Genomic DNA, 25730 nt, shown 5'->3' on the forward strand with positions numbered 1-25730 from the left:
CGCCTTCGGCATGTTCCCGACCGGGGTTACGGTCGTCACCGTGCTCGACGAAGAGGGAAATCCCCGTGGGATAACGGCCAATTCCTTCACATCCGTTTCGCTCGATCCGCCGCTGGTCCTTGTCTGCATCGGAAACCGATCGTTCAGCTTTCCGAGCTTCTGCAATACGCCGTCCTTCGCCGTCAATCTGCTGCACGAGGGACAGGCCGATGTCTCCAGCCTTTTCGCCTCCCGTTCACCCGAAAAATTCCAGTCGACCGGGTTCGGCCCGAAACACACCGGCGCGCCGGTCCTGACCGATTGCCTCACCTGGTTCGATTGCACGGTGCATGACCGCGTGATGGCCGGCGATCATCTGGTTCTCATCGGCCGCGTGCAGGCCTTCGGCCCCAGCGGGAGCCCAGGCGGTACTGCTGGCGGAACGGCAGGCCGGGCAGCCCCGCTCGGCTTCTGCCGGGGTCGGTACGCGACGGTGCACGAGGCACCGGACGCCGGTGCAGAGGCGCCGCACGGCATGCAGGTCGGCTACCTCGTGGAAGCGGACGACGGCATCCTGCTGCAATCCGACGGAGCGGGCGGCTGGCGCCTGCCGGGCGGCCGCAGCCGCAAGGCCGAACGGGCACTGCCCCTGGCGGACGGCAGCACGCTACAGCTGCGGCCGGACGACAGCTTCCTTTATTCGGTCTTCGACGTCGCCGGGCAGGACGCCGGCTGCCTGGTCTATCGCACCCGCCTCGCGGCCGATGCGGCCACCACGGCCCTGCCGCCGGGCCTCCGCTTCTTCGCGCTCGACGCCCTGCCCTTCGAGGCCATGGCGACGCGCGAGACCCGGGCGATGCTGCGCCGCTATGTCCGGGAACGGCAGGCGGACCGCTTCGGCATCTACATCGACTCAAGCGACGGCGGGCGGCTGGCGATGGTCGACGGCCGCCCCTCCCCCTGGCCCGGTGCCTTCGCCGAACACGGCTGATCCCCCGCCGCCCCTCCACAAAATACGAGACCGCGATGCTCACCACCTGCAGGTCGCTCGAAGGCACCCGCCGCGCCCTCTATATCGGCGGACGGTTCGTCGAACCGAAAAGCGGCCGCTACATCCCGAGCTACGACCCCACCACCGCCGAGCCCTGGTACGAACTGGCCGACGCCGGTGCCGAGGATGTCGATGCCGCCGTCGCCGCGGCGCGGGCCGCCTTCATTGATCCGGCCTGGCGACGGATGACCCAGAGCGACCGCGGCAAGCTGGTGCGCCGCCTGGCCGAGCTGATCCTCGCCAACGCCGAGGAACTGGCGCTGATGGAGACCCGCGACAACGGCAAGCTGATCAAGGAGATGCGCGCCCAGATGCGCGCCATCCCCGACAGCTACGTCTATTTCGCCGGGATGGCCGACAAGCTGCAGGGCGACACCATCCCGGTGAACAAGCTGGACATGCTGAACTTCAACCTGCGCGAACCGCTGGGCGTCGTCGGCATGATCACGCCGTGGAACTCGCCGCTGATGCTGCTGACCGGCACGCTGGCGCCCTGCCTCGCCATCGGCAACACGGTGGTGATCAAGCCGTCGGAACACGCCACTGCCTCCACCCTGGCGCTGGCCGAGCTGGTCACTGAGGCCGGTTTCCCGGACGGCGTCGTCAATGTGGTGACCGGCGGCGGCGCCACCGCCGGGGAGGCGCTGACCCGCCACCCCGGCATCGCCAAGATCGTCTTCACCGGCAGCACCCAGACCGGCAGCCGCATCGCCGCCACCGCCGCCGCCAACCTCGTGCCCTGCCAGATGGAACTGGGCGGCAAGTCGCCCCACGTGGTGTTCGGCGACGTCGATATCGAGCGGGCGGTGAACGGCGTGGTCGCCGGGGTCTTCGCCGCAGCCGGGCAGACCTGCGTCGCCGGGTCGCGCTGCTTCGTCGAGGCCGCCATCTACGACCGCTTCGTCGAGGCGCTGGTCGCCCGCACCGGACGCATCACCGTCAACCACCCGATGGAGGAGAGCACCGACATCGGCCCGCTCGCCCTGTCGGCGCAGCTCGCCAAGGTCGAGGACTATGTCGCCTCGGGCCAGCGCGACGGCGCCCGGCTGGCCGCCGGCGGACGGCGGCCCCAGGCGGCGGGGCTGGAGAAGGGCTGGTACTTCGAGCCGACGGTGCTGGCCGATGCGCGCAACGACATGGGCTTCATGCAGGACGAGATCTTCGGTCCGGTCGTCGGCGTGGTGCCCTTCGCCTCGGAGGACGAGATGATCGCCATGGCGAACGACACCCGCTATGGCCTCGCGTCGGGCATCTGGACCAGCGACATCGACCGCGCCATGCGCTTCGCCACCCGGATCGACGCCGGCACCGTCTGGATCAACACCTACCGCGCCGCCGCCTACATGTCGTCGAACGGCGGCTTCAAGCAGAGCGGCTACGGCCGGCGCGGCGGCTTCGACGTGATGCGCGAGTTCTCGCGGTCGAAGAACGTCGTCATCGATTACTCCGGCGCCATGCAGGACCCCTTCGTCATCCGGCTGCGCTGATCCGCCCCGACCGGGCTTCTCCTCCCCCGAAAAAAGGACAAGGACATGAAGTTCGCCGTCGCGCTTTCCATGGAGCGCTTCTCACCGGACACGCCGATGAGCGACGTGACCAGCACCATGCTGGAACTGGTGAAGATGGCCGACCAGGGCGGTTTCGAGACCCTGTGGACCGCCGAGCACCACACCATCGAGTGCACGATCTCCCCCAACCCCTTCACCATCCTGACCTGGCTCGGCCAGCACACCGAGCGCATCCGGCTCGGCACCGCCACCATCGTCGCCCCCTACTGGAGCCCGATCCGGCTGGCCGGCGAAGCGGCGCTGTGCGACCACCTGACCGGCGGCCGGCTGGAGTTCGGCATCGCCCGCGGCGCCTACCAGTACGAGTTCGACCGCATGGCCGGCGGCATGCCCCAGCAGGAGGGCGTCGCCTACATGAAGGAGCTGGTGCCGGCGGTGCAGAAGCTGTGGGCCGGCGATTACGCCCATGACGGCCATTACTGGAAGTTCCCGCTGGCGACCTCGGTGCCCAAGCCGTTGCAGGCGCCGCACCCGCGCATCTGGGTGGCGGCCCGCGACCCCGGCACCTTCGACTGGGCCGTCGGCATCGGCGCCAGCATCCTGTCGACGCCGCTGGCCGCCCCGGCGGCCGAGATCGCCGTGCTGGGCGAGAAGTTCCGCAAGGCGGTGGCCGACCATCCGGAGGTGCCGCGCCCGCGCTTCATGATGCAGCGCCGCACCTGCTGCTATGAGCGGCCGGAGGAGGCCGAGCTGGCGGTGCGGCACAGCATCGACTACGGCCGCAGCTTCGAGAATCTGTTCCAGAACATCGGGACGGTGACCAACGGCTTCCCGACCGCGGTGTCCTACGAAAGCGTCGCCGGCCGCGACAACTACAAGCCGGAGAACGTCCTGAAGAACCTGATGTTCGGCACGCCGGACGAGGTGATCGAAAAGCTGCTGGACTATGAGGCGGCCGGCGTCGACCAGTTCTCGCTCGGCCTGTCCTTCAACCTGCCGGTGGAACTCCAGCGCAAGACGCTCGACCTGTTCACCCGTGAGGTGCTGCCGGTCTTCGCCGCGCGCGAGCGCGACCGCCGGTTCGAGGAAGAGCGCCGCCTTGCTGCCGTGCCGCCTCGCATGGCCGCGGCGGGGCGCTGACCATGGCCGACTCCCGTCATTTCACGGTCGGGCCGGTGACGCTGAACTACCGGCTCGACGGCCGGGGGCCGGAGCCGCTGGTCTGCATCCATGGCGTCGGCTCCTACCTGGAGGCCTGGAGCGGTGTGGTTGAGCGGCTCGCCGACCGCTTCACCATCCTGACCTTCGACCTGCGCGGCCATGGCGGCTCCACAAGGATCAAGGGCCGCTACGAGATCGACGATTTCGTCGGCGAGACGCTGGCGCTGGCCGACCATGCCGGCTTCGGCCGCTTCAACCTGGCGGGATTCTCGCTGGGCGGGCTGATCGCCCAGCGCCTGACCCTGACCCATCCGGAGCGCGTCAAGCGGCTGGTGCTGCTGTCCACCGTCGCCGGCCGCAATCCGGAGGAGCGCCGGCGGGTGCTCGACCGTCTGGCGGCCCTGCAGGCCGGACAGCCGGGCTCGCATTACGACGCCTCGCTGTCGCGCTGGCTGACCGAGGAGTTCCAGGAGCGGAACCCGGAGCTGATCCGGGGCCTGCGCGAACGCAACGCCGGGAACGACCCCGACTGCTACGCCGCCGCCTACCGCGTCCTGGCGGAAACCGATTTCGGCGGTTTCCTCGACCAGATCCGCTGCCCGACCCTGATCGCGACCGGGGAGGAGGACATCGGCTCCAACCCGCGCATGGCGCGCACCATGCACGACAGCATCCCCGGTTCGGCTCTGCACATCCTGCCGGGCCTGCGCCATTCGATCCTGATCGAGGCGCCGGACGCTGTGGCGGGGCTGATGGGGCGCTTCCTGACATCCGCCGAGCAGCCGAAGGAGGGCGCAAGCCATGGATGAACCCCTGCAACGGGCGGGCGAGCGCGTCCGGCGCGACGTGCTCGGCGACGCCTATGTCGACCGCGCGATGGCGGCGGCCGACGACTTCTCCCGGCCCTTCCAGCAGATGGTCAACGAATATTGCTGGGGGCAGTGCTGGGCCGACGACGCGCTCGACCGCCGCCAGCGCAGCCTGCTCAACCTCGGCATGATCGCGGCGCTGGGCCGCATGCACGAGTTCGAGCTGCACCTGCGCGGCGCCATCCGCAACGGCCTCTCCGATGCCGAGTTGCAGGCGGCGCTGATCCAGATCGCGGTCTATTGCGGCATTCCCGCCGGCGTCGAATGCTTCCGCATCGCCCGCAAAATCCGCCAGGAGATCGCCGGGGACGGCACGGGAGGCACGCCATGATCGTCGAGGAACGCATCTACCGCATCCGCTCCGGCAAGCTGCGCGAGTATCTGGCGCTGGTGCAGAGCGAAGGGCTGGCGATCCAGCAGCCGATCCTCGGCAATCTGATCGGTTACTTCGTCAGCGAGATCGGCCCGCTCAACCATGTCGTCCACATGTGGGGTTATGCCGATTTCGAGGACCGCACCGCCCGCCGCCAGCAGCTCTCCGAGGATCCGCGCTGGCAGGCCTTCATCCCGAAGCTGGCGGCGCTGATCGAGACGGCGGAAAACCGCATCCTGCTGCCGACCGCCTTCTCGCCCCTGAAGTGACGAGCCGGCGGCGTCATGCTCCGATTCGCAGGAACGATAGGGCCACTTTTCCTTTGTTTCGCAGGAAGACAGGAAGACGCGCAAGTCTTCCTAATGGGCACAAGTAAAAATCTTAAAGACAGGGAAAGCCCACCGAACACAACGATGGGAGACGGTTGTGACAGAACGACTGAGGGTAGAGAATCTCTATAAAGTTTTCTCCAAATCTCCCGATCCGGCTCTGCGGATGTTGGCCGCAGGTGCAAAAAAAGCCGATGTTCTGGCAAAAACCGGAATGGTTGTAGGGTTGAACGACGTTTCTCTGTCAGTTCCGAGCGGTGCCATCTATATGGTGATGGGCCTGTCGGGATCGGGAAAGTCCACCCTGGCCCGCTGCATCAACCGGCTGAACGAGCCGAGCGCCGGCCGCATCCTGCTGGATGGCCGCGACATCGTCGCCGCCGGCGAGGCGGAACTGCGCGACATCCGCCGCAAGCGCATCTCCATGGTGTTCCAGCATTTCGCCCTGCTGCCCAACCGCACCGTCGCCGAGAACACCGAATTCGGCCTGAAGCTCCAGGGGGTCTCCCCCCAGGCCCGGCGGCGCCGGGCGGAGGAGGTTCTGTCGATCGTCGGGCTGGCGCGCTGGGGCAACCACTACCCCCACGAGCTGAGCGGCGGCATGCGCCAGCGGGTCGGGCTCGCCCGCGCGCTCGCCACCGATGCCGACGTGCTGATCATGGACGAGGCGTTCAGCGCGCTCGACCCGCTGATCCGCACCGAGATGCAGGACGAACTGCTGCGCCTCCAACGCACGCTGAAGAAGACCATCCTGTTCATCACCCACGATTTCCAGGAGGCGCTGAAGCTCGGCACGCGGATCGCCATCATGGCCGACGGCGAGCTGGTCCGCGAGGGCACGCCCCAGCAGATCGTGCTGGAGCCGGGCAGCGACTATGTCGCCGCCTTCACCCGCGAGGTCGACCGCTCGCGCCTGTTCGACGCCCGTTGGGCGATGACCCCGGTGCAACCCGTCCCGCTGGCCGCCGGCTTGTGCCTCGCCGAGACGGGCGACGGCGGCGGGCTGGTGCTCGACGACGGCGGCCATGTCGTCGGCGCGCTCGACGCCGACACGCTGCGGGGCCTGCGTGATACCACGGGCCTCGGGAATAGCGGCCTTGGGACCGGCGGTTTGAGCGCCCTGCGCAAGGACTTCGTCACGGTGCGCGAGTGCGACAGCCTTCTCGACGCCGCCCGCGCCCACCGGGCCGGACGGCCGATGGCGGTGGTCGACGAGGACGGCCGGCTGACCGGCACGCTCGCCGCCGACCGCATCCTGGCGGGCATCGCCTCCGCCCCCTCTCACCCGGCGGGAGGCCTGCATGCTTGACGCGAACGACCTCAACGTCTTCCCGGTCGACGCCTGGATCCAGGACGGCGTCGCGTGGATCGCGCTGAACCTGCGCCCGCTCTTCCTCGCCATCAAATGGCCGGTCGAGTATGTGCTGAACCTCAACATCTTCCTGCTCCAGGAAATCCCCTTCCTCGCCATCGTGGCGGTGTCGGTGCTGCTGGCCTGGCGGCTGGCCAGCCTGGGGGTCGCCTGCTTCAGCGCCGTCGCCCTGATCGCCATCGCGGCGCTGGGCGTCTGGTCGGAGGCGATGACCACCCTGTCGCTGATCACCACCGCCATCGTCATCTGCGCCGCCGTCGGCATTCCGATCGGCATCGGCTGCGCCCGCAGCGACCGGATGTGGGGCGTGGTCCGCCCGATCCTCGACATCATGCAGACCACCCCGACCTTCGTGTATCTGGTGCCGGTGGTGATGCTGTTCGGCGTCGGCACGGTGCCGGGCGAGGTGGCGGTGGTGACGGCGGCGGCCCCGCCGCTGATCCGCTTCACCAACCTCGGCATCCGCATGGTCGAGACCGAGATGGTCGAGGCCGGCCTCGCCTTCGGCGCCACCAGGCGCCAGCTGCTGTGGGAGGTTCAGCTTCCGCTGGCCGTGCCGACCATCCTCGGCGGCCTGAACCAGACGGTGCTGACCGCAATGGTGATGTCGGTGGTCGTCGCCATGATCGGGGCGGAAGGTCTCGGGCTGGTGGTGCTCCAGGGCCTCGGGCGGCTCGACGTCGGCCGCGCCGCGGTGGGCGGCATCGCCATCGTGCTGCTGGCGATGATGCTCGACCGCATCACCCAGAAGCTGGCCCAGCCCGGCGGTCCCGGCGGTCGTCCGTTGCTCCGCAGCCTGCGCGCCCTCGTCCGCTCCAGCCGTCCGGCCACCTCCAAGCCGGCGATCTCCAGTCCGGACCAGTGATCCCCCCCCAGATTGCAAGCCCCAAACCGCAAGGCCCGGACCGCAAGCCCCGCTCCCCCCGCATCCCGTTCCGACCCCGATTGAGGAAACCGCCATGCCCTTCTTCACAAAGTCGGTCGCAAAGTCCCTCTCCGTCGCCGCCTTCCTCGCCGCGGCCTGCGTGCAGCCGTCCCTGGCCGCCGACCAGCCCGGCAAGGGCAAGACCATCCGCTACGCCCAGTCGGACAGCCTCGGCGCCAACTACGTCACCGCCCAGATCGTCACCGCCGCCTTCAAGGAACTCGGCTATTCGGTCAAGCTCAGCACGCTGAGCACCACCCTGTTCTTCCAGGCGGCGGCGCAGGGCGATCTCGACATCGCCACCGACATCAACTTCCCGCAGCGCGAGCCCGCCTTCCGCAAGGTGGAGCAGCAGGCGACCATCGTCGGCGGCGGCCTGATCAAGGAGGGCGGGGTCAACGGCTACCTGATCGACAAGAAGACGGCCGACGCCCACCACATCACCTCGCTGGAGCAGATGAAGGATCCGAAGATCGCCGCGCTGTTCGGCAAGGGCGGCAAGGCGGATCTGGTCAACTGCGACCCCGGCTGGAGCTGCGGCGACGTGGTCGACTTCCAGCTCGACAAGTTCGGCCTGAAGGACACGGTGACCTCGGTGCGCGGCAAGTACGAACCGCTGATGGTGGAGGCGGTCGCCCGCGTCCGCCGCGGCGAGCCCGCCTTCTTCTACGCCTGGAGCCCGTCCTGGGTCACCAACACGCTGGTCCCCGGCAAGGATGTGGTCTGGCTGCCCACCCCGTTCGACGCCCTGCCCCCGTCGGTGCCCAACAAGGGCACGGCCCTGGTCAGCGGCGTGTCGGGCTGCGCCGGCGGCGCCGATCCCTGCCGGATGGCCATGGCCTCCTGGAACTGGAACACCGTCGCCAACCGGGACTTCATCGCCGCCAACCCGGCGGTGAAGGCGCTGGTCGAGAACATCGGCTTCCCGCTGCAGATGTGGGCCGCCTGGGAGCGCAGCATCAGCGAGAAGGGCGCCAGCGAAAGCCACATCCGCGCGCTCGCCCAGGAGTGGCTCGCCGCCAACAAGCCGACCTTCGAGCAATGGGTCGCCAGCGCCAGGGCGGCGAGCTGACCCGACATCCAACGCTCCCCAGTTTCCACCCCCGAAGCCGCCGGCCCCCCGGTCCGGCCGGCTCCGGGACCGGACATCAGAGAATCGGACAGGACATGATGGACATCGGACTGCGCAAGATCTCCACCTTCATCGAGGAGACCATCGTCGAGGGCGGCAAGCCGGCCGAACGGCCGATCACCTCGGTCGTCGTCGCCGCCGTGCTGCGCAACCCCTGGGCCGGCCAGGGTTTCGTCGAGAATCTGCGGCCGGAGATCCTGCGGGTGGCCCCGGCGCTGGGGGCCGAGATGACGCGTCGCCTGGTCGCCCTGATGCCGGCCGCGCGCATCGAGGCCTATGGCAAGGCCGCCTCGGTCGGCGTCAACGGCGAGATCGAGCACGCCTCCGCCCTGATCCACACGCTGCGCTTCGGCAACATGTTCCGCGAAGCGGCACAGGGCACCACCTTCCTCAGCTTCACCAACACCCGCAACGCTCCCGGAGCCCTGCTCGCCCTGCCGATGATCCACAAGACGGAGACCGGCAAACGGGCGCATTTCCTGACCGCCAATTTCCAGGTTCCCGACTCCCCCGGCCCCGACGAGCTGCTGGTCGCCATCGGCGCGTCGGACGGCAGCCGCGCCCATCCGCGCATCGGCGACCGCTTCCTCGACATGGAGGAGATGGAAGCGGAAAAGGCCGGCGCCCGTTGAGGCTCCAGCGCACCCGCTCCCGCCCACGCCCGGCTTTTCGAACGGATCGAGGCTATACCGACATGCCGCTGCAACGCAGCCCGATGACGCTGCTGTTCTGTTCGGGCATCGACAATGCCGGCCTGTGGCGGGAGGCCCTGCACCGCCGCCTTCCCGACGTGACGCTGCGGGTCTGGCCGGAAATCGGCGACCCGGACGACATCGACATGGCGCTGGTGTGGCAACCGCCGCCCGGCATCTTCGCCGGACTGGTCAACCTGCGGCTGGTAATGTCGCTCGGCGCCGGTGTCGAGACGCTGCTGGCCGACCCGTCGCTTCCCGACGTGCCGCTCGTCCGCATGGTGGCGGACAGCCTGAGCGACGACATGGCCGGCTTCGTCGCCCTCCAGGTGCTGCGCTGGCATCGCCATTCCGGCGAATTCGACGCCGCGCAGGCGGCTGGGGTCTGGCGGTGGCTGCCCTACCGGCCGGCCCGCGAGGTCACGATCGGGCGGCTCGGGCTCGGGGAGCTGGGACGTGCCGCCGCCGTCGTGCTGGAGGCGCTGGGATACCGCGTCGTCGGCTGGAGCCGGTCGCCGAAGCGGCTGGACGGCGTGGAGTGCTTCGCCGGCCCCGACGGGCTGGAGGCGATGCTGCCGCGGTGCGACCAGCTGGTCTGCCTGCTGCCGCTGACCGCCGACACCCGCGGCATCCTGAACCGGCGCCTGTTCGCCCGCCTGCCGGCCGGGGCCGTGCTGGTCAATGCCGGGCGCGGCGACCATCTGGTCGAGGCGGACCTGCTCGACGCCCTCGATTGCGGCCGGCTGGGCGGCGCCAGCCTGGACGTGTTCAGCGAGGAGCCGCTGCCGGCCGGCCATCCCTTCTGGCGGCATCCGCGCATCCGCGTCTCCCCCCACAGCGCCGCCGCCACCCACCCGGCGCAGGCGGTGGAACAGGTGGTGGCGACCCTGGCGGCCTTCCGCAACGGGCGGCCGCTGGCCAACCGGGTCGACCGGGGGCGCGGCTATTGATGATGCCGCCGCTGCTGCCGGTGATGGCGGCCGCCGTCCTGATGCAGGCCGGCAACGGGCTGCTCCAGGCCCTGCTGCCGCTGCGCATGCAGGCGCAGGGCCTGTCGGCGGCCGACATCGGCATGGTGGCGTCCGCCTACGGCGTCGGCTTCGCCGCCGGCTGTCTGGCGGCTCCGAGAGTCGTCCGCCGGCTCGGCTTCGTCCGCGCCTATGCCGGGCTGGCGGCGCTGATGGCAATCCTCGCGCTCGCCCTGCCGCTGGCCGGCGGCAGCGCCGGCTGGGTCCTGCTGCGCGCGCTGACCGGCGTCGGCTTTGCCGGGCTGTTCACGGTGATCGAGGGGTGGATCGGCGCCGGAGCGCAGGACGGCAACCGCGGGCGGATCCTGGCGGTCTACATGGTCACCACCAAGCTGGCGCTGATGGCCGGTCCCCTCCTGCTCGACCCCGGCGGCGACCAGCCCTTCCGGCTGCTGATCCTGCTGATCCTGCTGTCGGTGCTGCCGGTCGCTGTCACCCGTCCGGTCCGTCCGGCCCTGCCGACCGCCGTCTCGCTCGACCTTAGCGGGCTGTTCAGGCTGGCGCCGTCGGCCCTGGTCGGCTGTTTCGCGGTCGGCGTGGTGACCGGCTCGATGATCGCGTTCGCCCCGCTGTATGGCTTGCGCATCGGCCTGTCGGAACCGGCTGCCGCCGCCCTGCTCGTCGCCCTCCAGGGCGGCAGCCTTCTCGCCCAATGGCCGCTCGGCGCGCTGTCGGACCGGCGGGACCGCCGCGTCGTGATCGCCGCAGTGGCCGCGACCGGCGCCGTCCTGTCCGCCGGGCTAGCGCTGCTGCCGGCCGGCAGCCCGGCCTGGCTGGTGTGGGCGGGGTTCGCGCTGTGGGGCAGCCAGGTCCTGTGCATCTACGCCCTGTGCGTCGCCCACGCCTGCGACGTGGTGCCGCCGGGCCGCATCGTCCCCACGGTCAGCGGCCTGCTGGTGGTCTGGGCCGCCGGGGCGATGGTCGGTCCGGTGCCGGGCGCCCTGCTGATGGACAGGCTCGGCCCGTCGGGACTGTTCGTCTACGCCGCCGCCGGCTGCACCGCGCTGGCCGCCTTCGTCCTGATCCGCCGCGCCGTGCGGGAGCGGGAGCGGGCGCCCGGCCCGCCGGCCTTCCGCCCGCTGCCGCCCGACAGCCTGACGGGAGCGGCGATCTCCGGCCCCCGGACGACCCTTGAGTCCTCCGGCATCGAGCCCTCTGGCACCCCGCCTGCCGGCATCGGGCCGCCGGAAGGGCGCTGACGTTCCGCTTTTTCCGAGTGCCGTCATCGGGTTAGAGTCGGTCGAAACCGGGCCTTTAGCCCATCCGTTCGCCGGAGGAACAGTGGTCGAGACGTCGCGCATCCAGTCGCTGCGCGTGGTGGCGAGCCTGATCAATTCGGGCGGGGATCTGGCGACGGTGCTCCAGCGCCTGGTCCTGGCCGCCTGCCGCCATGCCAACTGGTCGATGGGGTCGATCATGGCGGTCGATGTCGAGCATGGCTACGCCCTGGTCGTCGTCCGCCACGACCCGACGCTGATCCAGCGCCCGCTTCCCGACCGCTGGGAGCTGGCGACCAGCCCGTCCCTGGTCGCCCTGCGGCGGAACGAGCCGATCTTCATCCCCGACGCCCGGGTATCGGAGGAGTTCCCCGGCTATCGCCGGGAGGCCTTCGAGCGCGACTATCACAGCGTGCTGGTCATGCCGATGAACTGCACCGACGACAGCGGCCGGCCTCTGGTGCTGAGCGTCGTGTCCCGCGGCATCATCGAGGTGAGCGAGGAGGATCTGGCCTTCATCGGCATGATCGTCCAGCTCGGCGAGATCGCGGTGGAGCGCCAGCACCGGCTGCGTGCCGAGACCCTGGCCGCCGAACGCCTGCAACGGGCGCTGGAAGTGAACACCTCGCTGCTGCGCCAGGCGCTGGAGGACGGGGCGATGGCCACCCTTCTGCCCCGCATCCGCGACCTGCTGCCCTACTCCATCGTCATCGTCGACTTCACCGCCAACCTCGTCACCGCCGACCGGGCGCCCAGCGGCAGCGACATCGGCGACGCCGACTGGCAGGCGGCGGTCGCGGCCGACCTCGGTCCTTCGATCATGAAGGCGGCGCGCGATGCCATCGACCATCCCGTTGCCACCGGGGTCGCCGCCACCGGGGCGACCCTGTTCTGGGAGGTCAACGGCAAACGCATCCGCACGGCGCCGCGCATCGACCCGCTGACCGCCGACGGCGAGGTGGTCGGGGTGCTGATGATCTTTCCGGGACCGCAGCCCTACGGCCAGGCCGATCAGCTCCTGCTCGACGGCATCAAGCACGCCCTCGGCATCCAGATGCTGCGCAACGTCATCCGCTTCCGCTACGAGAACCGGACATTGACCGAGCTTTTCCTGGAACTGGTGGAGCGGCGATGGCGGGATCCCCTCGACATCGGACAGCGCGCGCTGCGGCTCGGCCTCAACCTCGATCTGCCGGCCCAGATGATCCTGGTCGGATTGCCCGGCCGCAGTCCGCGGGCAGTGAGCGCCGCGGCCGACCTCCGGCTTCCGGTCCAGCGGCTGCTGTCGCTGCACGGGATCGCCGGCACGCTCGTCACCGTTCCGGCCGGACTGGTCTGCCTCATTCCCGCCGTCGACGAGCGGAGCCATGGGCCGGTCAAGCGGCTGATGGCGCAGATCGCGCGGTCCGTCGCCGACATCCTGCATGCCGAGCCGTTCGTCGTGCTGACGAGCCGCTGCATGGCCCCGCCGGACTATGCGGAGGCGTGGGACCGGTCCTGGCGGATGATCCGGATCGCCGAGGAGTTCGGCCGCCCCGGCGTCCTCGATGCCCGGCAGTTCGGCCCGCTGCCCATGCTGCTGGCCGCCGCCAACACCCACGAGGTGCGCGGCTATGTCGCCGACAGCATCGGCGCCCTCATCGAGTACGACCGTCAGCACGGGACGCCCTATCTGGAGACGCTGTCCGCCTATCTGAAGACGGGGTGCCGCACCAAGGCCTGCTCCGACCAGCTTGGCGTGCACGTCACCACCCTGCGCTATCGGCTGACACGCATCGAAGAGCTGTTCGGCATCGATGTCGAAAGCCCGGATCGCCGCTTCTCGGTTGAACTCGCCATTCACCTGAGCGGGGTCATCGACCGGTCCCCCTGATCTCGAGAGGGCTCCGCCGGCTCCCGCACCGGTCCTGCGGCGCTATGGCGGCGTCACCTCGATCCGGATGGAGCTGAAATAGGAGGCGAGATCGTCGATGTCCGCCTCGCTCAGCGACGGCGCGACCACCGACATCATCTCGTTCCTGCGGGCCCCCGTCTTGTAATCGGTGAGCGCTTTGCGGAGGTAGATTTCCGGCTGCCCGGCCAGATTGGGCGCTTCCGGAATCCTGGAGAGCCCGTCCAGCCCGTGGCAGGTCTGGCACTGGATGGCCTTCTTTCTTCCCGCCCCTGGATCTCCCGCATGGGCGCCGGCCGCATAGACGGCCAGTCCGAGCAGGATCGGCACGCTCCACCGGTATCGCATCCTCATCCTCCCGGCCAGCCGCCCCGCTCTTCATTGCCCATAGGAGATCCGGTAGACGGCTCCTGCGAAATCGTCCGACACCAGCAGCGAGCCGTCGGCCAGCACCGCCACATCGACCGGCCGCCCCAGATATTCGCCGTCCGAAGTGAGCCAGCCTTCGGCGAAGACCTCGGTCTTGTCCGCGGTGCCGTCCGGCTTGAGGGAGGTGAACATGATCCGCGCCCCGATGGGCTTGGTGCGGTTCCACGACCCGTGCTCGGCGACGAAGATGCCGCCGCGGTACTTCGCCGGGAACTGGCTGCCGCCGTAGAAGGTCATGCCGAGATCGGCCGCATGCGCATCGTATTCGACCTGCGGCGACACCGCGTCTCCCGGTGCCTGCTGATCCTTGTATTCGACGGTGCGGATCTTGCCGCCCCCATAATAAGGGAAGCCGAAGTTCAGGCCCGGCTTTTCCGCCCGGTTCAACTCGCCCGGCGGGACATCGTCGCCCATGCCGTCCACCTGGTTGTCCGTGAACCAGAGCGCCTTGTCCTTGGGGTTGAAGTCGATGCCGACGGAATTGCGCACCCCCCAGGCATAGACTTCGCGGTTCTTTCCGTCGCGGTCCATGCGGATGATGCCGCCGATCCCCCATTTCCTGTAGAGATCGAGCTTGTCGGATGCCGGCACGTTGAAGGGTTGCCCGAGCGCGATGTAGAGCTTGTCGTCCGGGCCCACCCGGCACACGCGGGCGGTGTGGTTGTAGCTTTCCTCCTCCTTCGGAATGAGTTCGCCGCCCTTGGCCACCTGGAAGGCGGCGACGTCGGCGCCCTCATAGAAGAACTCGGCCGCGGGAAAGGTGAGCACACGGTTCTGCTCCACGACGAACAGGAATCCGTCCTTCGAGAAGCAGACCCCGTTCGGCACCGAGAAATTGATCGTCGGCGCGAAGACCTTCACTTCGTCGGCGACGCGGTCCTTGTCCCGATCGGTGACCGCATAGACCTTGGTCTTGCGCGTCCCGACAAAGACAGCCACGCCCTGCGGCCCGACGGCCATGTGACGGGCGTCGGGCACGATGGCATAGAGCGCGATCTTGAAGCCCTGCGGCAGCTTGATCCGCGACAGGGTCTTGCCGATCGCCGCTGCCTTCGGACCGGATTGCGGAACGACCGGGATTTCGGCCACGTCGCCGGTGGTCTTGAATTGCTGCAACTTCTCGAGGTTGCCGGGCGGCTGCGGGTAGTCCTGGGCTCCGGCGGGCATCGTCAGGCATGCAACCGCCAGAAAAAGCGCGGTGTTCAGACCGGTCTTCATGATTCCTCCCATTGCATCGCTCTTTTGGTCGTCGCACGGGTTCTGGGCCCGTGTTCTAGGGCGTCGACTGGAACAAGGCGCCATCGGCCGGATGGACAAGGAACAGGTTCGGGTCCGGGGCAAACCAGCCGCAGGCGGGCGCCGGCATCGGTGCTTCTCCAGCGTAGTTGCGGGCGTGCCAGACAAACCACACCCTCGTGGAGGTAGGCCCGAGAAATTCGGGGTATCGCGAAACTCGCGCCGCCTGTGGGAACCTTGCGCCCTTGCCTCAATCGATCTTGCCCGGCTCGCCGTGGGTGAGGTGGAGCGTGAACCCGGCAGCGCCCGGAGCCTCGATGCCCGGGCGGAGCTGCATGGACGGGATCAGATAATCGCCGCCGTTCTGACGCCGGAAGGGGAGTGGCGGCGTCGTCGCGAGCGTCCGCATGCGCCTGCGCAGCCGCTCCGCGACCAGCTCGAAGCCAGCCTCGTCCAGGCGGTCGGCACGGTAGACCACGAACGGCGGAAGCACCTCGTAGCCCGGATAGTGGAGGATGCCGTGGTTGATCGGGAACAGCAGATCGTCCATCGGCCCGTTGATCCCACGCGGCGAATAATGGTCCTCCCAACCGCCTGCGGTTACGATCAGCATGGCGCGCTTACCGGCCAGGGCTCCTTCGCCATAGCGGTCGCCCCAGCGCCGGTCGCTGTGCTCACCGACACCATAGGCGAAGCCGTTGGCATAGACCCGGTCGACCCAGCCCTTGAGGATCGCCGGCATCGAGAACCACCAGAGCGGAAACTGAAGGATCAGCGTGTCCGCCCAGAGCAGCTTGTCGATCTCGGCCCTGACATCCGCGGTCAGCGCTGCGGCATCGAAGGCGCCGCGGGACGAGCCGGGCACCTTCAGCCGGTCCCCGGGCGGAAGCGTCGGGAAGTCGTCCCGGTCGATCTCCGATTTCCAACCCATGTCGTACAGGTTGGACACCCGCACCTCATGGCCCTGTGCTTCCAGGTCCTGGATGGCGACGTCGCGCAGCGACGCACTGAGCGAACGCGGTTCAGGGTGGGCGAAGACAATGAGGATTTTCATGGCCGGCTCCGGCTGGGTGATGCAACCAGCGAGCAGGTATCATGGGGAGCAGCGATCCGGTATATGGTGGGAATGGATAGGATTATGCCGGAAAGCGGATAAATTGGACATCACGCTCGAGCGTATGCGCACCTTCGTCCGCGTGGCCGAACGGGGAAGCCTGTCGGCGGTCGCCCGCGAACTGGGCGTCGGCCAGTCGACGGTGACGCGCCATCTGCGGGAACTCGAGACGGCCGTGGGCGTGCCGCTGCTGAGCCGGACGACGCGGCGGGTGACGGTGACGGACGAAGGCAGCCGGTTCCACGCACAGTGCGTGCAGATCCTGCGGCTGGTGGAGCTCGCGAGCGAGGAGGCGCGCAGCACCCGCGGCGCGCCGGCCGGGACGATCCGCATCTCCTGTACGGCGGCACTCGGTGTCCTGCATGTCAGCCGTCTGATCTTCGCCTTCCAGGATCTGTACCCGCACATCGCAATCGACCTCAGCCTCAGCGACGAGCGCATCGACCTCGTCCGCGACGGCGTCGACATTGCGCTTCGTCTCGGGCCGCTCACCGACAGCTCATTGAAGCTCAGGCCGTTGGGCCAATCGAGGCGCCTGCTCGTGGCGGCACCGCAGTATCTCGCGGGAAGCGGGGTCCCGGCGCATCCGCGGGATCTGGCGCGGGATCTGGGCACGCACGAAGGCATCCGGATGTCGAACATCGCCGGGAGCGACCTTCTCGTTCTCGAAGGGCGGGGGGAGCGCCACGCACTGCCTTTCGGCGGACGGCTGCAGACGGATCATGGGCTCGCCGTGCGCGAGGCGCTCGCGGCCGGACGCGGCATCGCTCCCACCCATCTCTGGCTGGTCGAGGATCTTCTCGCGGAAGGACGGCTTACGCGGGTGCTGCCGGATTATGCGCCGCCCCCCGTGCCGCTCAACATGCTGATCGTGCCGGAACGTGCGGGCATCGCGCGCGTCCGGCTGCTGGTCGATTTTCTTGCCGAGCGGATCACGCAGATCGCCGGAATCGAAACGGGCACCGCCCGCGGTGGGAACCGCCTGGAATCGCATTAGAGCGCCTCGCTCCGTCCAAGGCCCCAGGCGGAAATGGCGCCACAGCATGGGCCAGCCGCGCAAGGCACAGCGGATGATGTTCCATGGCATCCGGCAGATGGGCATCACACGGTCAGACCGCGGGGTTTGTACTTGCAACCGGACTCATGGCGTCGGACGGCACCCATGCAGCGCGCCAAGTCACGCACATCGCGCTTGACTGTTTAACATGTTAATGTTTAACTCGTTAACAGCATCATACACCATCAATGAACAACGCGCCGACAAAAGGACGGGCGGACCCTTCGGGCCGCCCAGTCCCCCGCGCATCGGTGGAGGAAACCCCATGCTGAAAACGATCCGGCCGGCGGCGCTCGCCCTGGCCACGCTGCTGCCGCTTGCCGTCTCCAACCCCGCCGCCGCCGCGGACGGCGTCTCGCTGAAGATCACGCATTTCCTGCCGCCGGGCGCGCCGGCGCAGAAGCAGGTGATGGAGCCCTGGTGCAAGGCCCTGGGCGAGCAGTCGGGCGGACGCATCACCTGCCAGTTCTATCCGGCGATGCAGCTCGGCGGCACGCCGGCGCAGCTGGTCGATCTGGCGAAGAACGGCGTCGCCGACATCGTCTGGACCGCCCCCGGCTATTCGGCCGGCCGCTTCCCGATCGTCGAGACGATGGAACTGCCCTTCGTCGTGCGCGACGGCCTGTCGGGCAGCCGGGCGGCCTGGGACTTCTACCAGCGCCACGCGGTGGAGGAGTTCGCCGCCTACAAGGTGCTGGCGGTCCATGTCGACGGCGGCGTCGCCTTCCACACCGCCGGCAAGCCCATCGCCGCGGTGGACAGCCTGAAGGGGCAGAAGCTGCGCGCCTCCACCCGCATGGTCTCCAAGCTGTTGACCGCGCTGGGCGCCACCCCCGTCAACATGCCGCCCGCCCAGGTGACCGAAGCGATCTCCAAGGGGATCGTCGACGGCGCCATGGGTGCCTGGGAGGTGGTGACGCCGACCAAGCTGCAGGAAGTGACCAGGTTCCACACCCAGCCGCCGGCCGGCCAGCCCTATTACTCGACCACGGTCCTGGCGCTGCTGATGAACAGGGAGCGCTACCAGTCTCTGCCGGCCGACCTGAAGGCGGTGATCGACCGCAACAGCGGCCCGGCGCTGGTCGAAAGCTTCGGCCAGGTCTGGGACCGTGTGACCGCCGACACCCGCGCCCTGGTCGCCAGGGACGGCGGCACCATCCAGAACCAGGATCCCGCGGATTACGAGGCGATGCGCGCCGCCGCGGCGCCGGTCGAAGCCGAATGGCGCCAGGACATCGCCAAGCGCGGCATCGACGGCGCCGCCCTGGCGGCCGACGCCCGCGCGCTCGCCGCCCGCTGATCCTCTTCGCGGAGACCCTTCATCATGCATGAACCCATCGGAGGCCCGGATTTCCGGCCAAGGAGCGCGGGCGAGCGCGCCCTGCTGCTTGCGGCGAAAGGCTTCGCCCTGGCCGGCGGCGGCACCTTCATGACGCTGATCGGCATGTCGCTGCTGTCCATCTTCGGGCGCAAGCTGGCCAACCTGCCGGTCACCGGCGACGTGGAGCTGATGCAGGTCGGCACCGCCGTGGCCGCCTGCGCCTTCCTGCCGCTCTGCACCATCCTGGGCGAGAATCTGCGCGTCGATTTCTTCACCGAAACCGCCCCGGCCTGGATGCGCCGGCTGCTCGACGCGGTGGCCGACCTGCTGCTCGGCGCGCTGGCCCTGCTGCTGGTCTGGCGCACCGGCCTCCAGGTGATCGACATCCGCGAGGCGGGAGAGGTGACGCCGCTCCTGGGCCTGCCGGTCTGGATGCCGATGCTCGCCATGCTGCCCAGCCTCGTCCTGACGGCGCTGTGCGCGCTGAACCGCGGCTGGCGCGACCTGACATCCAACGAACGACAGACGGCCGGCACGGCGGAGGTGGCACGATGAGCGGGACCGCGATCGGGCTTGCCGGCTTCGCCGGGCTGATGGGCATGCTGGCGCTGCGCGTCCATATCGGCGTGGCGATGTTCATCGCCGGCGGCGCCATCTATCTGACCATCAACGACGGCCAGACCGCCGCCCTGCTGTTCACCCTCAACACCCTCGCCTTCGCCCGGCTGTCGAACTACGACCTGTCGGTCATCCCGCTGTTCCTGCTGATGGGCCAGTTCGCCACCCATGGCGGGCTGTCGAAGGCGCTGTTCCGCGCCGCCGGCGCCCTGATCGGCCATTGGCGCGGCGGTCTGGCGATGGCCTCCACCGCCGCCTGCGCCGCCTTCGGCGCCATCTGCGGATCGTCGCTGGCGACCGCGGCCACCATGGGCCAGGTGGCGCTGCCGGAATTGCAGGCGCGCGGCTATTCCGGGCGGCTGGCGACCGGAACGCTGGCGGCCAGCGGGACGCTGGGCATCCTGATCCCGCCCTCGGTGCCGCTGGTCGTCTATGCGGTGCTGACACAGGAATCCATCGGCAAGCTGTTCGTCGCCGCGGTGGTTCCCGGTGTCATCGCCGCGCTCGGCTATCTCGCGGTGATCGCGCTGATCGTGCGGCGCAACCCGGCCGCCGGCCCGGCCAGCGCCCCGCTGCCCTGGTCGGAGCGCCTGCGCGCTCAGCTCGGCGTGCTGCCGGTGCTGCTGGTCTTCCTGGTGGTGATCGTCGGCATCTATGACGGCTGGGCAAACCCGACGGAGGCCGCCTCCATCGGCGCCGCCGCCTGCGGCCTGATCGCGGTCGCCTCGGGCGGCATGCGCTGGCCGCAGCTGGTCGCCAGCATCTACGGCACCGCCCAGGCGACCGCCATGATCTTCGTCGTGCTGATCGGCGCCGACCTGCTGAACTCGGCGCTGGCGGTGTCGCAGATGCCGGTGGAGCTGGCCGCCTGGGTGCGCGACAGCGGCATGCCGCCGCTGCTGGTCCTGTTCAGCATCATCGGCATCTACATCCTGCTGGGATGCGTGATGGACTCGCTGGCGATGATCCTGCTGACCATCCCGATCTTCTACCCGGTGGTGATGGGCCTCGACTTCTTCGGCATGGACGCCACCGACAAGTCGGTCTGGTTCGGCATCCTGGCCCTGATGGTGGTGGAGATCGGCCTCGTCCATCCGCCGGTCGGCATGAACCTCTACGTCATCAACCGGCTGGCGCGCGGCGTGCCGATGCGCGAAACCGCCTGGGGCGTCATGCCCTTCCTGGCATCCGACCTGCTGCGCATCCTGCTGATCGTCTTCGTGCCGGGCATCTGCCTGTGGCTCGTCCATGCCTTCGGAGGCTGACACCATGCAAACCGTTTTGCCCGGTCTTGGGCAGGGAATGGCCCGGGGAATGGTCTACGGCGTGATCCTGAACGACCGTCCCACCCTGGACCGCCTCGGCCCGGCCCTGTCGCAGCCGCCCTACGGTGCACCGCCGAAGGCACCGGTCCTCTACATCAAGCCTTATAACACCCATGCCGGCAACGGCGCCGCGGTACGGCTGCCGCGCGGGGCGGAGCGGGTGGAGGTGGCGGCGACGCTGGGCCTCGTCATCGGCTGCGACGCCACCGCCCTGGACGAGGCCACGGCGATGGACGCGGTCGCCGGGCTGCGCCCGATCCTGGACGTCAGCCTGCCCAACCCGTCGGTCTACCGGCCGCCGGTGCGCGAACGCTGCTTCGACGGCTCCTGCCCGATGGGCGAGACGCTGCCCTATGCGGCGGTGGCGGGGCTGGAGGCGCTGACCCTGCGCACGCTCATCAACGGCACAATGGTGGCGGAACGCAGCCTGTCCGATCTGGTCCGCCCGCCGGCCCGGCTGCTGGCCGAGGTGACCGGCTTCATGACCCTGCGGGCCGGCGATATCCTGCATCTCGGCATCGCACTGAACGGGCCGCAGGCCGGGGCCGGCGACCGCGTCCGGCTGGAGATCGACGGCTTCGACCCGCTGGAGATCGCCATCGAAGACGCCGCGGCGGAAGGAGAAACGCCATGAAGCGCGCACGCATCCTGCTGGACGGCATGGTCCATGCGGCCGTCGGGGAACAGGGACGGCTGCGGCTGTCCGACGGCCGGCTGGTGGACCCCGAGGCGGTCACTTGGCTGCCGCCGGTGGAGCCGCGCACCATCTTCGCGCTCGGTCTCAACTATGCCGACCACGCGAAGGAACTGGCCTTCAAGGCGCCGGAAACGCCGCTGGTCTTCCTGAAGGGGCCGAACACCATCACCGGCCATCGCGCCAGCACCCGGCGCCCGGCCGGCGCCACCTTCATGCATTACGAATGCGAACTGGCGGTGGTGATCGGCCGCACCGCCCGCGACGTGCCGCGCGACCGCGCCTATGAGGTGGTGGCCGGCTACAGCGTCGCCAACGACTACGCCATCCGCGACTATTTGGAAAACTACTACCGCCCGAACCTGCGGGTGAAGAACCGTGACGGCTGCACGCCGCTCGGCCCCTGGCTGGTGGACGCGGCGGACGTGCCCGATCCGATGAATCTCACCCTGCGCACGTTGGTCAACGGCCGGGTGATGCAGGAAGGCAGCACGCGCGACATGATCTTCGACGTGCCGCACCTGATCGCGTACCTGTCGTCGATCATGACCCTGTCGCCGGGCGATGTCATCCTGACCGGAACCCCGGAAGGGCTGGCGAATGTCGGGCCGGGCGACATCGTCACGACCGAGATCGAAGGCGTCGGCAGTCTCGTCAACCACATCGTGGCCGACATCTGACAACCTGTCGGGCGGCCATCGCCAAGCCGGGCCGAACCGGCAGCATACCGGAGGAAAGCATGGGCAAACTCGCACTCGCCGCCAAGATCACCCACGTCCCGTCCATGTACCTGTCGGAGCTGGACGGCCCGCACAAGGGGTGCCGCGACGCCGCCATCGCCGGCCACCGGGAGATCGGCCGGCGTTGCCGCGACCTCGGCGTCGACACCATCGTGGTGTTCGACACCCACTGGCTGGTCAATTCCGGCTACCACATCAATTGCGCGGTCCGTTTCGAAGGCGTCTACACCAGCAACGAGCTGCCGCACTTCATCAGGAACCTGCCCTACGCCTATGACGGCAACCCGGCGCTCGGCCAGCTGCTGGCCCGCAGCGCGACGGCGGCCGGGGTCAACACCCGGGCGCATTCGGAAACCTCGCTGACGCTGGAATACGGCACGCTGGTGCCGATGCGCTACATGAACGAGGACCGCCGCTTCAAGGTGGTGTCGGTCTCCTCGCTCTGCACCGTCCACGACCTGAAGGACAGCGCCACACTGGGCCATGCCGTCCGCCGTGCCATCGAGGAGGAGTATGACGGCACCGTCGCCATCCTCGCCAGCGGCTCGCTGTCCCACCGCTTCGCCCAGAACGGCGTGTCGGAGCAATACCTGCACAAGATGTGGGACCCTTTCCTGGAGCAGGTCGACCTGCGCGTGGTCGATCTGTGGCAGCGCGGCGAGTGGGCGACATTCACCGCCATGCTGCCGATGTATGCCGAGAAATGCTGGGGCGAGGGCTACATGCACGACACTGCCATGCTGTTCGGCGCGCTGGGCTGGGACCGCTACGAGGGCAGCGTCGACATCGTCACGCCCTATTTCGCCTCCTCCGGCACCGGCCAGATCAATGCCGTCTTCTCGGTCTGAGGCGGGAGGGCCGACCATGCCGCATCTGACCGTCGAATACACCGGCAACCTCGGCGCCCAGGCCGACATCCCGGCGCTGCTGCGCAAGGCGAACGCCGTGCTGATCGCCCAGGGCGGCGTCTTTCCCACCGGCGGCATCCGCTCCCGCGCCATCCGGCTGGACGATTTCTGCGTGGCGGACGGGACGGCCGACGACGCCTTCGTCCACCTGACGCTGAAGATCGGCGCCGGCCGCAGTGCCGAGCAGAAGACGAAGACCGGCGACGCACTGTTCGCCATGGTCAAGGACCATTTCGCCGCGCTCTTCGCCAGCCGCTTCCTCGCCCTGTCGCTGGAAATCCAGGAATTCGGCGAGGCCGGCACCTGGAAGCACAACAACATCCACGGCCGCTACAAGGCCGCTTGAGACGAGGCTTTCCCATGCTCAGTCGTGACGCCGTCCGGGCCGCCGCCGCGCGCCTGCACGAGGCGGAGAAGACCCGCGTCCAGACCCGCCAGATCTCCCTCGACCACCCCGAGATCACCATCGAGGACGCCTATACCATCCAGCGCTGCTGGGTGGAGGCGAAGATCGCCGGGGGGCGCAAGGTCATCGGCCACAAGATCGGCCTGACCAGCCGGGCGATGCAGCAATCCTCGCAGATCGACGAGCCGGATTACGGCACCCTGCTGGACGACATGCTGTTCCCCGACGGCGGCGACATCGCCATCGACCGCTTCATCGCCCCGATGGTGGAGGTCGAGCTGGCCTTCATCCTGAAATCGCGGCTGGAAGGGCCGAACGTCACCCTGTTCGACGTGCTGTCGGCCACCGACTATGTCGTGCCGGCACTGGAGATCATCGACGCCCGCTGCCACCGCATCGACCCCGACAGCAAACGCCCGCGCAAGGTGATGGACACCATCTCCGACAATGCGGCGAATGCCGGCATCGTCATGGGCGGCCGGCCGATGCGGCCGCTGGACACCGACCTGCGCTGGGCCGCCGCCCTGCTCTACCGCAACGGCGTGATCGAGGAGACCGGCGTGGCCGCCGGCGTGCTGAACCACCCGGCCAACGGCATCTGCTGGCTCGCCCGCCGCTTCGCGCCGCATGGCGTTGCGCTGGAGCCGGGACAGGTCGTGCTCGCCGGGTCCTTCACCCGCCCGGTGCCGGTCAAGTCCGGCGACACGGTCCATGCCGATTACGGCCCCTTCGGCTCCATCGCGCTGCGCTTCGTGTAAAGATTCCAAGGAGGACATCGATGAAGACCCCGGAAAACACCTTCAAGCGGGCGCTGGCGGCGGGCCGGCCGCAGTTCGGGCTGTGGCTCGGGCTGGCCGACGCCTACTGCGCGGAGATCGCGGCCGGGGCCGGTTTCGACTGGCTGCTGATCGACGGCGAGCATGCCCCGAACGACCTGCGCGGCATCCTGGCCCAACTCCAGGCCATCGCCGCCTATCCCAGCCATCCCATCGTCCGCCCGGTGGCCGGCGACGCGGCGATCATCAAGCAGGTGCTGGACCTCGGCGCCCAGACCCTGCTGGTGCCGATGGTGGAGACGGCGGAGCAGGCGGCGGCGCTGGTCGCCGCCACCCGCTATCCGCCCGGCGGCATCCGCGGGGTGGGCAGCGCGCTCGCCCGCGCCTCGCGCTGGAACCGCATCGACGGCTATCTGGACGAGGCCGACGGCGAGATCTGCCTGCTGGTGCAGGTGGAATCCGCCCGCGGCCTGGACAATCTCGACGCCATCGCCGCGGTGGAGGGAGTGGACGGCGTCTTCTTCGGCCCGGCCGACCTGTCGGCGTCGCTGGGCCTGCGCGGCCAGCCCGGACATCCGACCGTGCGCGCGGCCATCGAGGACGGCATCGGACGGACCCGCAAGGCGGGCAAGGCCGCCGGCGTGCTGGCGACCGACGAGACGCTGGCCCGCGCCTATCTGGCGGCCGGCGCCCTGTTCGTCGGGGTCGGGGTGGACACCACCCTGTTCGCCCGCGCCGCCGCCGACCTGGCCGCCCGCTTCCGCCAGCCGTCTCCCGGTCCGACGATTGCTCCGGCGACAACTTCTACGACGACGGCCGCTCCGGCGCCCGGCGGCTACTGACCGCCCCCTACTCTTCGTCGCCGTCGCCGCCGTCCGGGCCGCCCAGGCAATCGGCGAGTTCGTCGAGCAGCCCGTACAGCGTCGCCAGCCGGTCGGCGCCGAAGGCCGCGGTGATCTCGGCATAGCGCCGTTCGCTGTGGGGGGCGATCAGCGCGATCATGTCGCGGCCGGACGGCGTGATCGAGATCTGGGCCGCCCGCAAATCCTTGTCCTCGATCCCGCGCTGGATCAGCCCGCGCTTTTCCAACGTGCGCAGGATGCGCGACAGGCTGGGCATGCTGATGCTGCTGACCCGCGCCAGTTCACCGGCGCGGAACTCGTCCGCCGTGGTCAGGGCGCGCAGGACGCGCCACTGCTGTTCGGTCAGGTCATGTTCGTGCAGCAGAGGACGGAAGCGCGCCATCACCGCCTCGCGCGCCTTCAGCAGCGCCATCGGCAGGGACCGGCGGAAGGCCCGGATCTCGCCAGCGGACTGCCCGGTTACCTCTGTGGGTTTCGCCGCCGGTTCGATTGCCGCCGCTGCTTTTCTGGAAGGTCTGCCCAAGGCTCCGGCCTCATCTGGAAAGAGTCGACGCATGTCAGGAGGTTTCCCGCACCATAGCGCGGCGGCCCTGCGCAGGGAAAGCGCTTGACAGCACCGCAGCCCGATTTATATAACATGTTAAATATTAACCAATCAAGTTTTACTCCCGGCGTGCCGCCCGCTGCGCCCCCGGCCCGCCATATCCCGGCCAACC

27 protein-coding genes are annotated in these 25730 nt (G+C 69.0%); 23 read left to right on the forward strand and 4 right to left on the reverse strand.

What is annotated here, in order from left to right; all coding sequences use genetic code 11:
• The first annotated feature begins 10 nt into the window (after positions 1-10).
• The 13 genes from GBZ48_RS12375 to GBZ48_RS36925 all read left to right on the forward strand — a co-directional run bounded on the left by GBZ48_RS12375 (position 11) and on the right by GBZ48_RS36925 (position 13509).
• A complete protein-coding gene (locus tag GBZ48_RS12375) occupies positions 11-970 on the forward strand; it encodes a flavin reductase family protein (protein WP_174471327.1) in 960 nt (319 codons plus the stop codon).
• A gap of 35 nt (positions 971-1005) precedes the next feature.
• On the forward strand, positions 1006-2517 hold the full coding sequence (locus GBZ48_RS12380) for an aldehyde dehydrogenase (RefSeq protein ID WP_174471328.1): 1512 nt from the start codon (positions 1006-1008) through the stop codon (positions 2515-2517).
• A 45-nt stretch (positions 2518-2562) separates the two neighbouring features.
• Positions 2563-3678 (forward strand): LLM class flavin-dependent oxidoreductase, encoded by a 1116-nt coding sequence (locus GBZ48_RS12385; RefSeq protein ID WP_174471329.1) that lies wholly within the window; start codon positions 2563-2565, stop codon positions 3676-3678.
• A 2-nt stretch (positions 3679-3680) separates the two neighbouring features.
• Positions 3681-4508 carry an alpha/beta fold hydrolase gene (locus GBZ48_RS12390; RefSeq protein ID WP_174471330.1) on the forward strand — a complete coding sequence of 276 codons (828 nt, stop codon included), beginning with the start codon at positions 3681-3683 and terminating at the stop codon, positions 4506-4508.
• A complete protein-coding gene (locus GBZ48_RS12395) occupies positions 4501-4899 on the forward strand; it encodes a carboxymuconolactone decarboxylase family protein (RefSeq protein WP_174471331.1) in 399 nt (132 codons plus the stop codon). The genes GBZ48_RS12390 and GBZ48_RS12395 overlap by 8 nt, the downstream gene beginning before the upstream one ends.
• Positions 4896-5210 carry an NIPSNAP family protein gene (locus GBZ48_RS12400; protein ID WP_085091605.1) on the forward strand — a complete coding sequence of 105 codons (315 nt, stop codon included), beginning with the start codon at positions 4896-4898 and terminating at the stop codon, positions 5208-5210. Before GBZ48_RS12395 ends, GBZ48_RS12400 begins: the two co-directional genes overlap by 4 nt.
• Before the next feature lie 157 nt (positions 5211-5367).
• A complete protein-coding gene (locus tag GBZ48_RS12405) occupies positions 5368-6579 on the forward strand; it encodes a quaternary amine ABC transporter ATP-binding protein (RefSeq protein ID WP_174471332.1) in 1212 nt (403 codons plus the stop codon).
• Positions 6572-7507, forward strand: coding sequence for an ABC transporter permease (locus tag GBZ48_RS12410; protein ID WP_174471333.1), 936 nt, complete (start codon positions 6572-6574; stop codon positions 7505-7507). The genes GBZ48_RS12405 and GBZ48_RS12410 overlap by 8 nt, the downstream gene beginning before the upstream one ends.
• A 94-nt stretch (positions 7508-7601) precedes the next feature.
• Positions 7602-8639: a glycine betaine/L-proline ABC transporter substrate-binding protein ProX gene (proX, locus tag GBZ48_RS12415; RefSeq protein WP_174471334.1), complete on the forward strand. Its 1038-nt coding sequence runs from the start codon at positions 7602-7604 to the stop codon at positions 8637-8639.
• A gap of 95 nt (positions 8640-8734) precedes the next feature.
• Positions 8735-9331, forward strand: a complete 597-nt coding sequence (locus GBZ48_RS12420; RefSeq protein ID WP_246307153.1) for an amino acid synthesis family protein — start codon at positions 8735-8737, stop codon at positions 9329-9331.
• 62 nt (positions 9332-9393) lie between these two features.
• Positions 9394-10341, forward strand: a complete 948-nt coding sequence (locus tag GBZ48_RS12425) for a 2-hydroxyacid dehydrogenase (RefSeq protein WP_246307154.1) — start codon at positions 9394-9396, stop codon at positions 10339-10341.
• Positions 10341-11618, forward strand: coding sequence for an MFS transporter (locus GBZ48_RS12430; protein ID WP_174471335.1), 1278 nt, complete (start codon positions 10341-10343; stop codon positions 11616-11618). Before GBZ48_RS12425 ends, GBZ48_RS12430 begins: the two co-directional genes overlap by 1 nt.
• 82 nt (positions 11619-11700) lie before the next feature.
• Positions 11701-13509, forward strand: a complete 1809-nt coding sequence (locus GBZ48_RS36925; protein ID WP_174471336.1) for a helix-turn-helix domain-containing protein — start codon at positions 11701-11703, stop codon at positions 13507-13509.
• A gap of 42 nt (positions 13510-13551) precedes the next feature.
• On the opposite strand, the gene GBZ48_RS12440 is transcribed toward GBZ48_RS36925, so the two are convergent.
• The 3 genes from GBZ48_RS12440 to GBZ48_RS12450 all read right to left on the reverse strand — a co-directional run bounded on the left by GBZ48_RS12440 (position 13552) and on the right by GBZ48_RS12450 (position 16246).
• The gene (locus GBZ48_RS12440; RefSeq protein WP_109050206.1) at positions 13552-13875 is read right to left on the reverse strand and encodes a c-type cytochrome; all 324 of its coding nucleotides are present in this window, start codon (positions 13873-13875) and stop codon (positions 13552-13554) included.
• A 30-nt stretch (positions 13876-13905) separates the two neighbouring features.
• Positions 13906-15273: a PQQ-dependent sugar dehydrogenase gene (locus GBZ48_RS12445; protein ID WP_246307155.1), complete on the reverse strand. Its 1368-nt coding sequence runs from the start codon at positions 15271-15273 to the stop codon at positions 13906-13908.
• Positions 15274-15442: 169 nt separating this feature from the next.
• Complete coding sequence (locus GBZ48_RS12450; protein ID WP_174471337.1) at positions 15443-16246, reverse strand: NAD(P)H-dependent oxidoreductase; 804 nt, start codon at positions 16244-16246, stop codon at positions 15443-15445.
• Positions 16247-16349: 103 nt separating this feature from the next.
• Here GBZ48_RS12450 and GBZ48_RS12455 point away from each other — a divergent pair, with 103 nt between their 5' ends.
• The 10 genes from GBZ48_RS12455 to hpaI all read left to right on the forward strand — a co-directional run bounded on the left by GBZ48_RS12455 (position 16350) and on the right by hpaI (position 24993).
• Positions 16350-17303, forward strand: a complete 954-nt coding sequence (locus tag GBZ48_RS12455; RefSeq protein WP_425485991.1) for a LysR family transcriptional regulator — start codon at positions 16350-16352, stop codon at positions 17301-17303.
• A 325-nt stretch (positions 17304-17628) separates the two neighbouring features.
• Positions 17629-18663 (forward strand): TRAP transporter substrate-binding protein, encoded by a 1035-nt coding sequence (locus GBZ48_RS12460; RefSeq protein WP_174471338.1) that lies wholly within the window; start codon positions 17629-17631, stop codon positions 18661-18663.
• Positions 18664-18687: 24 nt separating this feature from the next.
• On the forward strand, positions 18688-19239 hold the full coding sequence (locus tag GBZ48_RS12465; RefSeq protein WP_174471339.1) for a TRAP transporter small permease: 552 nt from the start codon (positions 18688-18690) through the stop codon (positions 19237-19239).
• On the forward strand, positions 19236-20567 hold the full coding sequence (locus tag GBZ48_RS12470; RefSeq protein ID WP_174471340.1) for a TRAP transporter large permease: 1332 nt from the start codon (positions 19236-19238) through the stop codon (positions 20565-20567). Before GBZ48_RS12465 ends, GBZ48_RS12470 begins: the two co-directional genes overlap by 4 nt.
• Before the next feature lie 4 nt (positions 20568-20571).
• Positions 20572-21261, forward strand: coding sequence for a fumarylacetoacetate hydrolase family protein (locus tag GBZ48_RS12475; protein ID WP_174471341.1), 690 nt, complete (start codon positions 20572-20574; stop codon positions 21259-21261).
• Entirely contained in the window at positions 21258-22001 is a 744-nt protein-coding gene (locus tag GBZ48_RS12480; RefSeq protein ID WP_174471342.1) for a fumarylacetoacetate hydrolase family protein, read from the forward strand. The genes GBZ48_RS12475 and GBZ48_RS12480 overlap by 4 nt, the downstream gene beginning before the upstream one ends.
• Before the next feature lie 59 nt (positions 22002-22060).
• Positions 22061-22909, forward strand: coding sequence for a 3,4-dihydroxyphenylacetate 2,3-dioxygenase (gene hpaD / locus GBZ48_RS12485; RefSeq protein ID WP_174471343.1), 849 nt, complete (start codon positions 22061-22063; stop codon positions 22907-22909).
• A 16-nt stretch (positions 22910-22925) separates the two neighbouring features.
• Positions 22926-23315, forward strand: coding sequence for a 5-carboxymethyl-2-hydroxymuconate Delta-isomerase (locus GBZ48_RS12490; RefSeq protein WP_174471344.1), 390 nt, complete (start codon positions 22926-22928; stop codon positions 23313-23315).
• A gap of 14 nt (positions 23316-23329) precedes the next feature.
• Positions 23330-24133: a 2-oxo-hept-4-ene-1,7-dioate hydratase gene (hpaH, locus tag GBZ48_RS12495; RefSeq protein WP_174471345.1), complete on the forward strand. Its 804-nt coding sequence runs from the start codon at positions 23330-23332 to the stop codon at positions 24131-24133.
• A gap of 20 nt (positions 24134-24153) precedes the next feature.
• The gene (gene hpaI, locus GBZ48_RS12500; RefSeq protein ID WP_174471346.1) at positions 24154-24993 is read left to right on the forward strand and encodes a 4-hydroxy-2-oxoheptanedioate aldolase; all 840 of its coding nucleotides are present in this window, start codon (positions 24154-24156) and stop codon (positions 24991-24993) included.
• Positions 24994-25000: 7 nt separating this feature from the next.
• Here hpaI and hpaR read toward each other — a convergent pair whose 3' ends face one another.
• Complete coding sequence (gene hpaR, locus GBZ48_RS12505) at positions 25001-25426, reverse strand: homoprotocatechuate degradation operon regulator HpaR (RefSeq protein WP_246307156.1); 426 nt, start codon at positions 25424-25426, stop codon at positions 25001-25003.
• Positions 25427-25730: the final 304 nt, after the last annotated feature.

The sequence above is a fragment of the Azospirillum melinis genome (assembly GCF_013340935.1).
GTDB lineage: Bacteria > Pseudomonadota > Alphaproteobacteria > Azospirillales > Azospirillaceae > Azospirillum > Azospirillum melinis.

Excerpts from the sequence above, each read along its gene's own strand:
- GBZ48_RS12375 (WP_174471327.1), top strand. The coding sequence starts at position 11 with ATGTTCCCGACCGGGGTTACGGTCGTCACCGTGCTCGACGAAGAGGGA.
- GBZ48_RS12380 (WP_174471328.1), top strand. The coding sequence starts at position 1,006 with ATGCTCACCACCTGCAGGTCGCTCGAAGGCACCCGCCGCGCCCTCTAT.
- GBZ48_RS12385 (WP_174471329.1), top strand. The coding sequence starts at position 2,563 with ATGAAGTTCGCCGTCGCGCTTTCCATGGAGCGCTTCTCACCGGACACG.
- GBZ48_RS12390 (WP_174471330.1), top strand. The coding sequence starts at position 3,681 with ATGGCCGACTCCCGTCATTTCACGGTCGGGCCGGTGACGCTGAACTAC.
- GBZ48_RS12395 (WP_174471331.1), top strand. The coding sequence starts at position 4,501 with ATGGATGAACCCCTGCAACGGGCGGGCGAGCGCGTCCGGCGCGACGTG.
- GBZ48_RS12400 (WP_085091605.1), top strand. The coding sequence starts at position 4,896 with ATGATCGTCGAGGAACGCATCTACCGCATCCGCTCCGGCAAGCTGCGC.
- GBZ48_RS12410 (WP_174471333.1), top strand. The coding sequence starts at position 6,572 with ATGCTTGACGCGAACGACCTCAACGTCTTCCCGGTCGACGCCTGGATC.
- proX (WP_174471334.1), top strand. The coding sequence starts at position 7,602 with ATGCCCTTCTTCACAAAGTCGGTCGCAAAGTCCCTCTCCGTCGCCGCC.
- GBZ48_RS12420 (WP_246307153.1), top strand. The coding sequence starts at position 8,735 with ATGATGGACATCGGACTGCGCAAGATCTCCACCTTCATCGAGGAGACC.
- GBZ48_RS12425 (WP_246307154.1), top strand. The coding sequence starts at position 9,394 with ATGCCGCTGCAACGCAGCCCGATGACGCTGCTGTTCTGTTCGGGCATC.
- GBZ48_RS12430 (WP_174471335.1), top strand. The coding sequence starts at position 10,341 with ATGATGCCGCCGCTGCTGCCGGTGATGGCGGCCGCCGTCCTGATGCAG.
- GBZ48_RS12440 (WP_109050206.1), bottom strand. The coding sequence starts at position 13,875 with ATGCGATACCGGTGGAGCGTGCCGATCCTGCTCGGACTGGCCGTCTAT.
- GBZ48_RS12450 (WP_174471337.1), bottom strand. The coding sequence starts at position 16,246 with ATGAAAATCCTCATTGTCTTCGCCCACCCTGAACCGCGTTCGCTCAGT.
- GBZ48_RS12460 (WP_174471338.1), top strand. The coding sequence starts at position 17,629 with ATGCTGAAAACGATCCGGCCGGCGGCGCTCGCCCTGGCCACGCTGCTG.
- GBZ48_RS12465 (WP_174471339.1), top strand. The coding sequence starts at position 18,688 with ATGCATGAACCCATCGGAGGCCCGGATTTCCGGCCAAGGAGCGCGGGC.
- GBZ48_RS12470 (WP_174471340.1), top strand. The coding sequence starts at position 19,236 with ATGAGCGGGACCGCGATCGGGCTTGCCGGCTTCGCCGGGCTGATGGGC.
- GBZ48_RS12475 (WP_174471341.1), top strand. The coding sequence starts at position 20,572 with ATGCAAACCGTTTTGCCCGGTCTTGGGCAGGGAATGGCCCGGGGAATG.
- GBZ48_RS12480 (WP_174471342.1), top strand. The coding sequence starts at position 21,258 with ATGAAGCGCGCACGCATCCTGCTGGACGGCATGGTCCATGCGGCCGTC.
- hpaD (WP_174471343.1), top strand. The coding sequence starts at position 22,061 with ATGGGCAAACTCGCACTCGCCGCCAAGATCACCCACGTCCCGTCCATG.
- GBZ48_RS12490 (WP_174471344.1), top strand. The coding sequence starts at position 22,926 with ATGCCGCATCTGACCGTCGAATACACCGGCAACCTCGGCGCCCAGGCC.
- hpaH (WP_174471345.1), top strand. The coding sequence starts at position 23,330 with ATGCTCAGTCGTGACGCCGTCCGGGCCGCCGCCGCGCGCCTGCACGAG.
- hpaI (WP_174471346.1), top strand. The coding sequence starts at position 24,154 with ATGAAGACCCCGGAAAACACCTTCAAGCGGGCGCTGGCGGCGGGCCGG.
- hpaR (WP_246307156.1), bottom strand. The coding sequence starts at position 25,426 with ATGGCGCTGCTGAAGGCGCGCGAGGCGGTGATGGCGCGCTTCCGTCCT.